This is a genomic window from Pseudoxanthomonas winnipegensis (assembly GCF_004283755.1).
GTDB lineage: Bacteria > Pseudomonadota > Gammaproteobacteria > Xanthomonadales > Xanthomonadaceae > Pseudoxanthomonas_A > Pseudoxanthomonas_A winnipegensis.
In genome coordinates this window covers 57,471-70,405 of record NZ_SHMH01000012.1, presented here as the reverse complement: position 1 = coordinate 70,405, position 12,935 = coordinate 57,471, and the positions used below count along the sequence as shown (strand labels likewise).

Sequence of the window (12,935 nt, the reverse complement as noted above, 5' to 3'; positions counted from 1 at the left end):
CGCGTTACTTGGCGGCGGCCAGTTCGCGCTTGATCAGGAAGTCGGCGACCTTCAGCACGTCGTCCGGGTCGACCGTGGTGATGCGGTACTTGCCGTTGATCACCAGGGTCGGCGTGCCGCGGATGCCGCTGGCCATGCCGAAGGCACGCGCCTTGTCCAGCTGCGCGGCGACCTGCGGCGATTCCATGGCCGCGGCGAACTTGTCTGGGTCGGGCCCGAAGCGCGCGTAGAACCCGGCGATCTCCTGGTCGCTGGCGTTCTGGATCGGCAGCTCATGGCTGTCGTGCAGGGCCTTGAACACCGCCGCATGGCTCTGCTTGAGCACGCCCAGCTGCTGGGCGGCGTAGAACGCCTTGGCGTAGGGGATCCAGTAGCCGCCGAACGCCGCTGGCACCGAGGTCACCCGCACGCTGGCCGGTTGCCGCTTCTGCCAGGCCTCGAACTGCGGCTCGAAATGCGCGCAGTGGATGCAGACATAGCCGAACACCTCGACCACCTCGACCTTCTGCTGGCCTGTGAGCGGGGCGAAGGGCTGGCCGCCGGCGATGACGTCGTAGTCCTCGCCCTCCACCGGGGCATTGGAGGACGCGCAGGCCGTGAGCGGCAACAGGGCGAGCAGGGCGAGGGCGAACAGGCGCAGCTTCATGCGGCAGAGCTCCTTCCGGTGGCGGAGTGGGGAGGGGATTGTCCGGCAAAACGCACGACGCCGGCCATACATGGCCGGCGTCGTGGTGTGACGGGGGCGACAGCAGGGGCCGCCGGCGCGATGCGCCGCTAGGACCTCAGGACTGCCCGGTTGGTTCCGCAGGCGCGGCGGGCGCCGGCGCCGAGGCGCTGGCCGAGGGCGCCGCGGCCGCATCGGCGGCGCTCTCGTGCAGGCCCTGGATGTAGCTGCCCAGCGACTGGATCTCCTGATCGGTCAGCGGCTTGGCGACCTGGGCCATGATCTGGAAGTGGGCCGGATCCTTGTAGGCGGTCGTGCCGGCCTGGTACTCCTGCAGTCGTCGCACCACGTAGTCCTGCGGCTGGCCGCCCACATGCGGATACGGCGGGCCCGGGTTGCCGGCGCCGCTGGGCCCGTGGCAGGCCATGCAGGCCGGGATGCCGCGCGCGGCGTCGCCGCCACGGAACAGCTGCTCGCCGACCTGGTAAAACTTCAGCCCCTTGTACGGGCCCTCGGTGATCGGGGTGTCGTCGGCCACGCCCGCGCCGGCCTTCTGCGTGGCGAAGTAGGCGCCGACATCGCGCATGTCCTGCGGGCTCAGGCTCTGGGCGAAGGGGATCATCACCGCGGCCATGCCGCTGGTGCGCTGGCCGGTGGCGAACAGCGCCAGCTGCTGGGCGATGTAGCGCTCGCTCTGGCCGGCCAAGCGCGGATAGATCGGCGCGGCCGGGTTGCCGTCGGCACCGTGGCAGGCCGCGCAGGTGCCGGCCTTGCTCTGGCCGGCCTTGGCATCGCCCCAGTGGGTCTTGGTCAGGTCGATCTCCAGCGGCTGGGCCTGCACCGGGGTGTTGTCCGGCAGCGGCGTCACGCTGGTCTGCGCGTAGGCGGCGGCCGCGACGGCGACGATGGCAAGGCTGGACAGTCCCAAGACACGAGCGTGGCGCATAGCTGGAGCTCCGTGATTCCCAATGGTTCGCGCACCGCAAGGCTCGGGGCCGCGCGAAGCCGGCCGATTATCGTCATGGCCCGCTCGGACGGTCAATGCGAGTGCGCGTCCCGCGCGCGCAGTGCGCCAATTGCGCGCAGATGCCGGGCAGATGTGCGGAAAAGATGGCGCGCTGCAACATGGTCGCCGTGCCGCGCGACGGCCGTGCGATCCTATGCCCATGGCCGTCTCCAACTATCTCAACGCCGCGCGCTACCTGCTGTCCGCGCACAACGCCCGCCAGCTGCCTGCCGACGACGGACTGGAGGTGGCCTTCGCCGGGCGTTCCAATGCCGGCAAGTCCAGCGCCCTCAACGCCCTGGCCGGCCACAACGCGCTGGCGCGCGTCTCCAAGACGCCGGGCCGGACCCAGCAGCTGGTGTTCTTCGAGGTCCGGCCGCAGCGCTGCCTGGTCGACCTGCCCGGCTACGGCTACGCCAAGGTGCCGATGGACCTGCAGGCGCACTGGCAGGCCTTCATCGACCAGTATTTCGCCACCCGCCAGTCCCTGCGCGGGCTGGTGGTGGTGATGGACATCCGCCATCCGCTCAAGGACTACGACCGGCAGATGCTGGGCTATGCCGTCCAGCGCAGCCTGCCGGCGCATGTGCTGCTGACCAAGGGCGACAAGCTCGGCCGCGGCCAGCAGTCGCAGACCCTGGCCGCGGTGCGCAAGGAGCTGTCCTCGGCGTTCGGCGACAGCGTCGGGGTGCAGGTGTTCTCGTCCGAGTCCAAGCAGGGCGTGGACCAGGCCCGCACCGTGGTGCAGACCTGGCTGGACCTGATGCCGGCCGTCGCGGCCGAGTAGGCGCCGCGACACCCCCGTACCGTCGTTCCCGCGCACGCTGGAACGCATGGACGTTGCTCGACCTGCACGGACGTCCTTGGATCCCCGCGTTCGCGGAGATGACGAGATTTGAACTCATCGCGCGGGCGAGGACTGAACTTCGGCGAGCGGATGGATTCAAGGCTCGCGCCGCACCATTGGCAAAACCTCCCTACCGTCGTTCCCGCGAAGGCGGGAATCCATGGACGTTCAAGCGCCAAACCAGGGCACTGGATTCCCGCTTTGGCGGGAACGACGGCTGATGGTCAGCCGCCCAACCCTGATGGCGACACATCGAACGCACGCCCCACCAGATCCGCCGCCGCCATCGCCAGCGCGCCCCAGAAGGTGACCCGCAGCGCCCCGCGCAGCGTCGGCGCGCCGCCGGCGCGCGCGGCCAGCGCGCCGGATGCCAGCAGCGCCAGCAGCGTGGCCACGATCACCGCCAGCCGCGCCTGCGCCGGGAACAGCAACGCCGCCAGCAGCGGCAGCACCGCGCCGGTGGAGAACGCCGCCGCCGAGGCCAGCGCCGCCTGCACCGGCCGCGCGCGCAGGGCCTCGGTGATGCCCAGCTCGTCGCGGGCGTGGGCGGCCAGGGCGTCGTGCGCGGTCAGCTGCTCGGCCACCTGACGCGCCAGCGCGGGCTCCAGGCCGCGCTGCTCGTAGATGCCGGCCAGTTCGATCAGCTCGTTGTGCGGGTCTTCGGCCAGCTCGCGCTTCTCCAGTCTGAGGTCCGCGCGCTCGGTATCGGCCTGCGAGCTGACCGACACGTATTCCCCGGCCGCCATCGACATCGCCCCGGCCACCAGCCCGGCCACGCCGGTGGCGACCAACGCGCCCTGGCCGGCGCCGCTGGCCGCCACGCCGACGATCAGCCCAGCGACGGAGACGATGCCGTCGTTGGCGCCGAGCACGGCGGCGCGCAGCCAGCCGGTGCGGTTGCTGCGGTGGACTTCGGCGTGGAACTTGCGCATGGGCGATGACCGGCGATCAGGAGCCCACAGCCTAGCCAAGCACGACCGCCCGGCGCGAACTGCGAGGCCTGGCGCGAATGCGATGCGCTCGCGCAGGGGCGATCGAAGCGTGTGCGTTCCTGAGAGCAGGTCGATCGACTACGCAGGATGGGCCGCGCTGCGTGGCGGAGTAGATGCCGATCGATGTCGTATCGGCTAACGCGAGCGGGTGCGTTGGTCGAGGCTGCCAGTGTCTGGCATGGATTGCCCGTCAAGGAGTCCCGCATGCGAGTGCCGCGCGCAGACCGATTCCGGTGGAGCCTCGTCGCACATGCCCGCTGAGTCGATCGGGTGCTCAGCAACGGAAAGCTAAAGAGACGCCAGCGTCGACGATGCGGCGGGGATCGCCCGGTATCATGCGGCCGTTGTGCTGGTCCCCCCGCGGCGCCAGATCGCCCCCCTCTTCGTTGCGAGTCGCCCTTGTCCAGTCCCAGCCACGTTGCCGATACCCCGATCACCACGCTGTCGCAGCTGGTCGATTACGCCGCCTCCGGGGCTCGGCCGCGCGAGGCGTGGCGCATCGGCACCGAGCACGAGAAGTTCGGCTTCCGCACAGACGATCTGCGCCCGCCCACCTTCGAGGGCGAGCGCGGCATCGAGGCGCTGCTGGTCGGGCTGACGCGCTTCGGCTGGCAGCCGGTGCAGGAGGACGGCCGCACCATCGCCCTGCTGCGCGACGGCGCCTCGGTCACGCTGGAGCCGGCCGGCCAGCTCGAGCTCTCGGGCGCGGCGCTGGAGACGCTCCACGAGACCGGCGACGAGCTGACCGTTCACCTGGACGAAGTGCGCCAGGTCGCCGACGAGCTGCGCCTGGGCTTTTTGGGCATGGGCTTCCAGCCCAAGTGGACGCGCGCGGACATGCCGTGGATGCCCAAGGGCCGCTACCAGATCATGAAGTCCTACATGCCCAAGGTCGGCAAGCTCGGCTTGGACATGATGACGCGCACCTGCACCGTCCAGGTCAATCTGGACTACGGCAGCGAGGCGGACATGGTCAAGAAGTTCCGCGTGTCGCTGGCGCTGCAGCCGATCGCCACGGCGCTGTTCGCCGATTCGCCGTTCACCGACGGCGCGCCCAACGGCTACCAGAGCTACCGTTCGCACATCTGGACCGATACCGATGGCGACCGCACCGGCATGCTGGATTTCGTGTTCGAGGACGGCTTCGGCTTCGAGCGCTACGTCGACTATCTGCTCGACGTGCCGATGTACTTCTCCTACCGCGACGGCATCTACCACGACGCCTCCGGCCAGAGCTTCCGCGACTTCCTCAAGGGCCGGCTGCCGGTGCTGCCCGGTGCGCTGCCCACGCTGCGCGACTGGTCCGATCACATGACCACCGCCTTCCCGGAGGTGCGCATGAAGAAGTACCTGGAGATGCGCGGCGCCGATGCGGGCACGCCCGATCGTCTGGCCGCGTTGCCGGCCTTCTGGGTGGGCCTGCTGTACGACGATGCGGCGCTGGATGCGGCCTGGGACCTGGTGCGCGACTTCACCGGCGAAGAGCGCCACGGCCTGCGCGACGGTGTACCGCGGCATGGCCTGCGCCTGCCGTTCCGTGGCGGCAGCGTGCGCGACCTGGCGCGGCGCGCGCTGGAGATCGCCCACGCCGGCCTGGCGCGGCGCGCTCGCCTGCACGCGGGTCGCGACGAGACCGGCTTCCTCGATCCGCTGCAGGCCATCGTCGATTCGGGCGTGAGCGCGGCCGACGCCAAGCTGGCGCTTTACGAGGGCGCATGGGGCCGTAGCGTGGACCCGGTCTTCGGCGAATTCGCCTACCGCTGAGCGCCAACCGGCGCCAACAAGATCCGTGATTCCCTCGAACGCGGGAATCCAGTGCCTTTAACTGCGCGCGGCAGTCTCTGGGTTCCCGCTTTCGCGGGAACGACGCGGAGGTGTCAGCCGCGGATCAATGCGATCCCGCTCGGGTGAGGCGAGCTAGGCGCGGCTCCGCACGCGCCTCGAAGCCGATCGCGCTACGCGTCGTCGCGCGCGCGCGGCAGCGTCACCCAGGCCTGCAGGCCGCCTTGGTCCAGGTTGGCCAGGCCGATCTCGCCGCCGTGGCGCAGCACGATCGCGCGGGCCGAGGCCAGGCCCAGGCCGATGCCGCCGGTCTCCTTGTTGCGCGAGTTCTCGCCGCGGAAGAACGGCATGAACAGCTTGTCGCCCAGCGCCAGGTCGATGCCCGGCCCATCGTCCTCGATCTCCAGCAGGGCGTGGCCGTCGATGGCGCGGACCTTGACCCGCGCGCGGGTGCCGTACTTGACCGCGTTGCCGATCAGGTTGCCGACCACGCGCCGCAGCGCCAGCGGATCGGCGTCGATCATCACCCGCTGGCTGTCCGCCGTCAGGGTCACGTCCTGGCCGATGTCGGCCGCGTCGTCGACCACGCTCTCGACCAGATCGCGGAAATCCAGCCGCTCGCGTGGGCCGCGGAAGGACTGGTCGCGCAGGAACTCCAGCGCGACGCTGATCATGTGCTTCATCTCATCGATGTCGGCGGCGGCGCGTTCGCGCAGCGGCGAGTCGATGTCGTCCAGGCGGAAGGCCAGGCGCGCCAGCGGCGTGCGCAGGTCGTGGGCGATCGCGCCGACCATGTGGGTGCGCTCGGCGACCATGCGGCTCAGGCGCGCCTGCATGGCGTTGAACGAATCGGTGGCCTGCAGGATCTCGGCCGGGCCGCGCCGCTCCAGCGGTGGCGCGTCCGGGTCGCGCCCCAGGCGGTCGGCGGCGGCGGCGAAATCGCGGATCGGCTTGGACAGCGCGCGCGAGAACCACCAGGCCAGCGGCAGCATCAGCAGCAGGCCGAACGAGAACAGCGCCAGCAGCTGCAGCTTGAAGGCGGTGGACAGCGTGCGCCCGGCGTAGCGCACCACGCGCCAGTGGCCGTCGTCCTGCTGGGCCGCGGCGATGAAGCCGTTCTCCAGCCCGGCGCCGAAGCGCAGCACCAGCGGGGTTTCGCGTTGCCGGGCGAAGGCATTGCCCTGGGAGCTCTGGCCGGCTTCCGGCGCGGCGATGTCCTGGGGGATGGCCTGCGGAGGCAGGGACGGGACGAAGGGCCCGGAGGTCATGCCCGGAATCGTCGCCACCCCGCGCCGGCGCATCCACGCCGGCTCCTGGCCCATCGACAGCGGCACCATCCCGTCGTTCAGGCGCTCCTGTTCGCCGCGGGCCACGTCGTGGTGGGGGCGGTAGACGCGGATCTGATTCAGATCCTGGCGCAGCCAGCCGGCCAGCACGCGGCGCATGAAGGGGTCTTCGCGGTTCATGCCGGACGACGGCACCGGCGCCTCGCGCTCGTCGGTGACCGAGACATTGGGACTGCTGGCCGGCATGCGCGTGGACAGCAGCGCCACCAGTTCGGGCAGCTGCACCGGCGGGTTGTAGACCGGCGTGCGCAGGAACAGCACCGCCAGGCCGATGCACTGGGCCAGCACCAGCGCTGCCGCAAGCAGCAGGAAGGTCCGGGAGAAGATCGAGCGGCCGGAGCGGCCTCCGGCCGCTGGCCTCACAGGCGCGTGACCGCCGGCAGCAGCATGTAGCCTTCGTTGCGCACCGTGCGGATCAGCTCGGCGTGGCCGCGGCCGTTGATCTTGCGACGCAGGCGGCTGACCTGGCTGTCGATGGCGCGGTCGAACACCTCAGTGCCGCGGCCGCGCGCCATATCCAGCAGCTGGTCGCGGCTGAGCACGCGCTGGGGATGTTCGACGAAGGTGCGCAGCAGCGAGAACTCGCCGTCGGACAGGGTGATGTAGGTGCCGCTGGGATCGCGCAGGTCGCGGCGCACCGCGTCTAGGCGCCAGCCGCCGAATTCGTACTGGCTGCCGCGCGTTTCAGGCGCCGAGCCGAACGCCTTCTGCCGGCGCAGCAGGGCGCGCACGCGGGCCAGCAGCTCGCGCGGGTTGCAGGGCTTGGCCAGGTAGTCGTCGGCGCCGACCTCCAGCCCGACGATGCGGTCGGTGTCGTTGCCCAGCGCGCTGAGCATCAGCACCGCCGGGCCGTTGCCGGTGTTGAGCCGGCGCGCCACGCTCAGGCCATCCTCGCCGGGCATCATCACGTCCAGGATGATCAGGTCGGGGCGCCCGGATTCCAGCGTCTCCCACATCTCCTTGGCGCTGTCGGCCTCGTCCACCAGATAACCGTGGCCGATCAGGAAATCGACGGTGAGACGGCGCAGGTCCGGATCGTCGTCGACAACCAGGATGCGGAATTCGGGGTCCATATCGGCAAGGATGGCGTTCATGAGCGCTTGAATACTGCGCCAGTTTAGGTCGCGTTTGTCAGTCGTGCCATCCGCCGCCACGTCCCGGGTCGCGTTCAGCCGGCGGTGGTCCAGCGCCCGCTGCCTGGGCGTTTAAGGCCTGTCCCCGGCCCGCTGCGGTCCCTGAAAGCCGTCCCTCCCGCCGCGTCATCGCCCGGCATGTGTCGCGCACATGCCGGCGCGTGCGTGTGCGCGGGCTTGCATGTCCGGGTGCGGCTCTGGATACTATCCCCCAGTATCCGCGAGGAGCCGCCATGCCGCATTCGGTGACGGAAAAGAAGCGCGTGCTCAGCCGCCTGCGCCGCATCCGCGGCCAGACCGAGGCGCTGGAGCGCGCGCTGGAGGCCGGCGCGGACTGTGGGCCGGTGCTGCAGCAGATCGCCGCCATCCGCGGCGCGGTCAACGGCCTGATGTCCGAGGTCATGGAAGCCCATATCCGCGAGACCTTCGGCCAGCCGGCCGATGACGACATCCAGCGCGAGGCGCGCGTGGCCGAGATGACCGGCCTGGTGCGCTCGTACCTCAAGTAAGCCGGGCGCGCCGCGCTCCGTTTTTTTTCTTAGTGCTTAAGGAGACTTCCACCATGAAATCCCGTGCCGCCGTCGCATTCGGTCCCGGCCAGCCGCTGAAGATCGTCGAGATCGATGTCGCCCCGCCCAAGGCCGGCGAAGTGCTGGTGAAGATCACCCACACCGGCGTATGCCACACCGACGCCTTCACCCTCAGCGGCGACGATCCGGAAGGGCTGTTCCCGGCGGTGCTCGGCCACGAAGGCGCCGGCATCGTGGTCGAGGTCGGCGAGGGCGTGACCAGCGTAGCGCCCGGCGACCACGTGATCCCGCTGTACACCGCCGAGTGCGGCCAGTGTCTGTTCTGCAAGAGCGGCAAGACCAACCTGTGCGTGTCCGTGCGCGCCACCCAGGGCAAGGGCGTGATGCCCGACGGCACCAGCCGCTTCAGCTACGAGGGGCAGCCGATCTATCACTACATGGGCTGCTCGACCTTCAGCGAGTACACCGTGGTGGCCGAGGTCTCGCTGGCCAAGGTCAATCCGGAGGCCAACCCGGAGCACGTGTGCCTGCTCGGCTGCGGCGTCACCACCGGCATCGGCGCCGTGCACAACACGGCCAAGGTGGCCGAGGGCGATTCGGTGGCGGTGTTCGGGCTGGGCGGCATTGGCCTGGCGGTGATCCAGGGCGCGCGCCAGGCCAAGGCCGGACGCATCATCGCGGTGGACACCAACCCGTCCAAGTTCGAGCTGGCGCGCGAGTTCGGCGCCACCGACTGCGTCAACCCGAAGGACTACGATAAGCCGATCCAGCAGGTGATCGTGGAGATGACCGGCTGGGGCGTGGACCATTCCTTCGAGTGCATCGGCAACGTCAACGTGATGCGCGCGGCGCTGGAATGTGCGCACCGCGGCTGGGGCCAGAGCGTGATCATCGGCGTGGCCGGCGCGGGCCAGGAGATCAGCACGCGGCCGTTCCAGCTGGTCACCGGACGCAAGTGGCTGGGCACCGCCTTCGGCGGCGTCAAGGGCCGTACGCAGCTGCCGGGCATGGTCGAGGACGCGATGAAGGGCGAGATCCAGCTGGCGCCGTTCGTGACCCACACCATGCCGCTGGACGACATCAACGAGGCCTTCCACCTGATGCACGAAGGCAAGTCGATCCGCTCGGTCATCCATTACTGAAGCCGCCGCCATGGAACGCATCGAACACCGCGCCTGCTTCGGCGGCTGGCAGGACGTCTACCGGCACAGCTCGCAGGTGCTGGGTTGCCAGATGAACTTCGCCGTCTACCTGCCGCCGCAGGCGCAGGCCGGCGCGAAGCTGCCGGTGCTGTACTGGCTCTCGGGCCTGACCTGCACCGAGCAGAACTTCATCACCAAGGCCGGCGCGCAGCGCTACGCGGCCGAGCATGGGGTGATCGTCGTCGCGCCGGACACCAGTCCGCGCGGCGACGAGGTGGCCGATGCCGAAGGCTACGACCTGGGCAAGGGCGCGGGCTTCTACGTCAACGCCACCCAGCAGCCCTGGGCGGCGCATTACCGCATGGACGACTACATCGTGGAGGAGTTGCCGGCGCTGATCGAGGCGAACTTCCCGGTGAGCGAGGCGCGTTCGATCTTCGGGCATTCGATGGGCGGCCACGGCGCGCTGGCGATCGCCCTGCGCAATCCGCAGCGCTACCGCAGCGTGTCGGCGTTCTCGCCGATCGTCGCGCCGACGCAGGTGCCGTGGGGACAGAAGGCGTTCGCCGCCTACCTGGGCGAGGACCGTGAGGCTTGGAAGGCCTACGACGCCACCGAGCTGGTCAAGACCTCGGTGCCGCGGTTGCCGCTGCTGATCGATCAGGGCGATGCCGATGAGTTCCTGGAAGGCCAGCTCAAGCCGCAGCTGTTCGCACAGGCCGCGGCCGAGGTGGGCTACCCGATCACGCTGCGGATGCAGCCCGGCTACGACCACAGCTACTACTTCATGGCCAGCTTCATCGGCGACCACATCGCCTTCCACGCCGCCGCGCTGCGCGCCTGAGGCCGTACGAGCGCGTGCAGCCTCAGGTCTGCGCCCTCCGCGTGCGGAGGGTCAGGCCGATCGCCACGCCCGCGCCGCACGCCGCTGACAACGTGGCCAGCGCAAAGATCGCCGCGTAGCCCAGGTGCGTGGCCACGATGCCGGCCAGCGGCCCGGTGATCGCATAGGCGATGTCCTGGAACGCCGCATAGCCGCCCAGCGCGGTGGCGCGCATCTGGGCCGGCACGCGCTGCACCACCACCACGCCCAGCGCCGGGAACACCAGCGAGCAGCCCATGCCGGCGACGAAGGCGCCGGCCAAGGCGAGCGCAGGCGTGGTGGCCAACGCAAGCAGTGCCAGCCCGACGCCCTCGCCAATCATCGAGACCACCGCCACGCGCGCGCCGCCGAAGCGGTCGATGCTGCGCGCCAGGAGCAGCCGCGACAGGACGAATCCGCCGCCGAAGGCGCTCAGCGCCCACGCGGCCCCGCGCCAGTGCTGGTCATTGAAGTACAGCACGGCGAAGGTGCTGATGGAGGCGAAGCCCACGCCCTGCAGCGCCAGTCCCACTGCGGGCAGCGCGATGCGGCCCAGCACGTCGCGCAGCGGCAGGCGCGCGCCGGCGACCGGCTGCGGCGCGGGCACCCCGGCGGTCATCGCCCACGCCAGCAGCGGCACCAGCAGGCAGGCGCCGGCCACGGCGGTGAAGCCCCACGATTGCGCCATCGCCACGCCGATCGGCGCGCCGACGGCCAGCGAGGCGAAGATCGCCAGTCCGACCCAGGTCATGACCCGGCCGGCGCGCGGCTGGCCGACCGTGCCGATGCCCCAGGCCAGCATGCCGGTGACCAGCAGGCTCTCGCCCATGCCGGTCGCCAGCCTGCCGATGATCAGCAGCGGCAAGGCTGCACCGGGCAGCGCGGCGGCCAGCAGGTAGGCGGCGCCCGACGCGGCCAGCAGCAAGCAGCCGCGGCGCATGGCCCGGGCCGGGCCGCGGGTGTCGGCGATGCGGCCGGCGAGGCCGCGCGTCAGCACGGTGGCGACGAACTGCACGCCGATCACGCAGCCGACGATCAGGTTGGACTGCTGCAGCGTGTCGCGGACGAACACCGGCAGCACCGGTAGCGGGACGGCGATGCTCAGATAGGCGATGAAGGTCGCCAGGCACAGGCGTGCCAGGCGCCAGGTGGCCGCGCGGTCGGAAGGAAGTGCATGCATGGACAGGTCTCGGGATGTAAGCCGGTAGCCGGTCGTGCCCGAGAACGAACCCGCGCGCGACCTGCGTCCGGAGAGAGGGACGGGGTGCGCGTTGGTTGACGTGAACGCTTACGCGGCAGGCGACAGCCTGTCGAAAATCGCGCGTAGCCTAGCGCAGCCAGGCGACGGTCGGCAACGCACAACCATGCTTGCCTACGGCCGCCGGTAGCCGCCCTCCAGGCCGCGCGCGGACAGCACCAGCTGCCACAGCTGCAGGTCGCGCGCGCGGAAGGCGCCGGCGCAGGACAGCAGGTAGTAGCGCCACATGCGGCCGAAGCGCTCGCCCAGCGTCTCGGCGAAGCGCGGCCAGGCGCGGGCGAAGTTGGCATGCCAGGCCATCAGGGTGCGGTCGTAGTCGGCGCCGAAGTTGTGCACGTCCTCGATCACGAACAGGCCCTCGCAGGCGGTGCCGATCTGCTGCAGCGTCGGGATCTCGCCGTTGGGGAAGATGTAGCGATGCGTCCACGGATCGGTCGCGCCGGCCACGGTCTTGCCGATGGTGTGCAGCAGGAACAGGCCATCCGGCGCCAGGCAGCGCGCCGCCACCTCCATGAAGGTGGCGTAGTTGCGATGGCCGACATGCTCGAACATGCCGATGCTGGCGATGCGGTCGAAGCGCCCCTCCAGATCGCGGTAGTCCTGCAGCCGCACTTCGATCGGCAGATCCGGATAGCGCTGCTGGACCCAGGCCGCCTGTTCGCGCGAGATGGTCACCCCGACGCATTCCACGCCGTAATGCTGCGCGGCATAGGCCATGAAGCTGCCCCAGCCGCAGCCGATGTCCAGCACGCGCGTGCCTGGCTGGAGGCCCAGCTTGCGGCAGACCAGGTCGAGCTTGGCTTCCTGCGCCTCATCCAGCGTCTGCGCGTGCTCCCAGTAGCCGCAGGTATAGGTCATGCGCGCGTCGAGCATGGCCGCGTAGAAGTCGTTGCCCAGATCGTAGTGCGCCTCGCCGACCTGCCAGGCGCGGCGCGCGGTCTGCAGGTTGAGCAGGCGGGCGCGCAGGTGATGACCCAGCAGCTGCAGCGGCCGAACCTGGCGGGGCAGGTCGGCGCGCAGCACGCGGTGGAAGAGTTCGTCCAGCCGGTCGCATTCCCAGTGACCGTCCATGTAGGCCTCGCCCAGGCCCAGGTTGCCCTGGGCGAACACGCGCGCCGGCACGTCCGGGTGCAGCAGGCGCAGGTCCCAGGGGCGGTGGCCATCCAGCCTGACGTCCGCCGCTTGCAGCAGCGCGGCCAGCTTGTCGTAGAGCGCGTCGTGGCGCTGGACGGGGGCCTGACCGCTATCGAAGGTGAGCATGCACGCATCTCCACGAGAACTTCGGGTTCGCGCGTGGCAGGCGTGGACGTCGGGCCGTGGGCCCTGGCGATCCCGCGTCGTCAGGACACGGACCGAATGGCGCGGTGGCGGGC

Annotated in this window: 12 protein-coding genes; 5 read left to right on the top strand and 7 right to left on the bottom strand. The window is 70.2% G+C overall.

Going from position 1 to position 12,935, the window contains the following annotated elements; genetic code table 11:
- Nucleotides 1-4: 4 nt before the first annotated feature.
- Together EAT51_RS19035 and EAT51_RS19030 are read right to left on the bottom strand one after the other, a co-directional pair.
- A complete protein-coding gene (locus EAT51_RS19035; protein ID WP_130521707.1) occupies nucleotides 5-646 on the bottom strand; it encodes a thiol:disulfide interchange protein DsbA/DsbL in 642 nt (213 codons plus the stop codon).
- A gap of 136 nt (nucleotides 647-782) precedes the next feature.
- Nucleotides 783-1,610, bottom strand: a complete 828-nt coding sequence (locus tag EAT51_RS19030; protein ID WP_130521708.1) for a c-type cytochrome — start codon at nucleotides 1,608-1,610, stop codon at nucleotides 783-785.
- Between the two features lie 220 nt (nucleotides 1,611-1,830).
- Here EAT51_RS19030 and yihA point away from each other — a divergent pair, with 220 nt between their 5' ends.
- Nucleotides 1,831-2,457, top strand: coding sequence for a ribosome biogenesis GTP-binding protein YihA/YsxC (gene yihA, locus EAT51_RS19025; RefSeq protein ID WP_130521709.1), 627 nt, complete (start codon nucleotides 1,831-1,833; stop codon nucleotides 2,455-2,457).
- 284 nt (nucleotides 2,458-2,741) lie between these two features.
- On the opposite strand, the gene EAT51_RS19020 is transcribed toward yihA, so the two are convergent.
- Nucleotides 2,742-3,449: a VIT1/CCC1 transporter family protein gene (locus tag EAT51_RS19020; protein WP_130521710.1), complete on the bottom strand. Its 708-nt coding sequence runs from the start codon at nucleotides 3,447-3,449 to the stop codon at nucleotides 2,742-2,744.
- A 459-nt stretch (nucleotides 3,450-3,908) separates the two neighbouring features.
- On the opposite strand from EAT51_RS19020, the gene EAT51_RS19015 reads away from it, so the two are divergent.
- Entirely contained in the window at nucleotides 3,909-5,273 is a 1,365-nt protein-coding gene (locus tag EAT51_RS19015) for a glutamate--cysteine ligase (RefSeq protein ID WP_130521711.1), read from the top strand.
- Between the two features lie 191 nt (nucleotides 5,274-5,464).
- Here the strand turns inward: EAT51_RS19015 and EAT51_RS19010 are convergent, their stop codons facing one another.
- Nucleotides 5,465-7,000 (bottom strand): ATP-binding protein, encoded by a 1,536-nt coding sequence (locus EAT51_RS19010; protein ID WP_130521712.1) that lies wholly within the window; start codon nucleotides 6,998-7,000, stop codon nucleotides 5,465-5,467.
- Nucleotides 6,997-7,710, bottom strand: coding sequence for a response regulator (locus tag EAT51_RS19005; protein ID WP_130521739.1), 714 nt, complete (start codon nucleotides 7,708-7,710; stop codon nucleotides 6,997-6,999). The genes EAT51_RS19010 and EAT51_RS19005 overlap by 4 nt, the downstream gene beginning before the upstream one ends.
- A 293-nt stretch (nucleotides 7,711-8,003) precedes the next feature.
- Between EAT51_RS19005 and EAT51_RS19000 the strand changes: the two genes are divergently transcribed.
- From EAT51_RS19000 to fghA, 3 genes are read left to right on the top strand one after another with little or no spacing between them, the layout of a single operon-like run.
- Complete coding sequence (locus tag EAT51_RS19000; RefSeq protein ID WP_130521713.1) at nucleotides 8,004-8,279, top strand: metal/formaldehyde-sensitive transcriptional repressor; 276 nt, start codon at nucleotides 8,004-8,006, stop codon at nucleotides 8,277-8,279.
- A 53-nt stretch (nucleotides 8,280-8,332) separates the two neighbouring features.
- Entirely contained in the window at nucleotides 8,333-9,442 is a 1,110-nt protein-coding gene (locus EAT51_RS18995; protein ID WP_130521714.1) for an S-(hydroxymethyl)glutathione dehydrogenase/class III alcohol dehydrogenase, read from the top strand.
- A gap of 10 nt (nucleotides 9,443-9,452) precedes the next feature.
- Entirely contained in the window at nucleotides 9,453-10,286 is an 834-nt protein-coding gene (gene fghA / locus EAT51_RS18990) for an S-formylglutathione hydrolase (RefSeq protein WP_130521715.1), read from the top strand.
- 22 nt (nucleotides 10,287-10,308) lie between these two features.
- Here the strand turns inward: fghA and EAT51_RS18985 are convergent, their stop codons facing one another.
- Together EAT51_RS18985 and cfa are read right to left on the bottom strand one after the other, a co-directional pair.
- On the bottom strand, nucleotides 10,309-11,484 hold the full coding sequence (locus tag EAT51_RS18985) for an arabinose transporter (RefSeq protein WP_130521716.1): 1,176 nt from the start codon (nucleotides 11,482-11,484) through the stop codon (nucleotides 10,309-10,311).
- Between the two features lie 192 nt (nucleotides 11,485-11,676).
- Entirely contained in the window at nucleotides 11,677-12,822 is a 1,146-nt protein-coding gene (cfa, locus tag EAT51_RS18980) for a cyclopropane fatty acyl phospholipid synthase (RefSeq protein WP_130521717.1), read from the bottom strand.
- Nucleotides 12,823-12,935: the final 113 nt, after the last annotated feature.

Excerpts from the sequence above, each read along its gene's own strand:
- EAT51_RS19035 (WP_130521707.1), bottom strand. The coding sequence starts at position 646 with ATGAAGCTGCGCCTGTTCGCCCTCGCCCTGCTCGCCCTGTTGCCGCTC.
- EAT51_RS19030 (WP_130521708.1), bottom strand. The coding sequence starts at position 1,610 with ATGCGCCACGCTCGTGTCTTGGGACTGTCCAGCCTTGCCATCGTCGCC.
- yihA (WP_130521709.1), top strand. The coding sequence starts at position 1,831 with ATGGCCGTCTCCAACTATCTCAACGCCGCGCGCTACCTGCTGTCCGCG.
- EAT51_RS19020 (WP_130521710.1), bottom strand. The coding sequence starts at position 3,449 with ATGCGCAAGTTCCACGCCGAAGTCCACCGCAGCAACCGCACCGGCTGG.
- EAT51_RS19005 (WP_130521739.1), bottom strand. The coding sequence starts at position 7,710 with ATGGACCCCGAATTCCGCATCCTGGTTGTCGACGACGATCCGGACCTG.
- EAT51_RS19000 (WP_130521713.1), top strand. The coding sequence starts at position 8,004 with ATGCCGCATTCGGTGACGGAAAAGAAGCGCGTGCTCAGCCGCCTGCGC.
- EAT51_RS18995 (WP_130521714.1), top strand. The coding sequence starts at position 8,333 with ATGAAATCCCGTGCCGCCGTCGCATTCGGTCCCGGCCAGCCGCTGAAG.
- fghA (WP_130521715.1), top strand. The coding sequence starts at position 9,453 with ATGGAACGCATCGAACACCGCGCCTGCTTCGGCGGCTGGCAGGACGTC.
- EAT51_RS18985 (WP_130521716.1), bottom strand. The coding sequence starts at position 11,484 with ATGCATGCACTTCCTTCCGACCGCGCGGCCACCTGGCGCCTGGCACGC.
- cfa (WP_130521717.1), bottom strand. The coding sequence starts at position 12,822 with ATGCTCACCTTCGATAGCGGTCAGGCCCCCGTCCAGCGCCACGACGCG.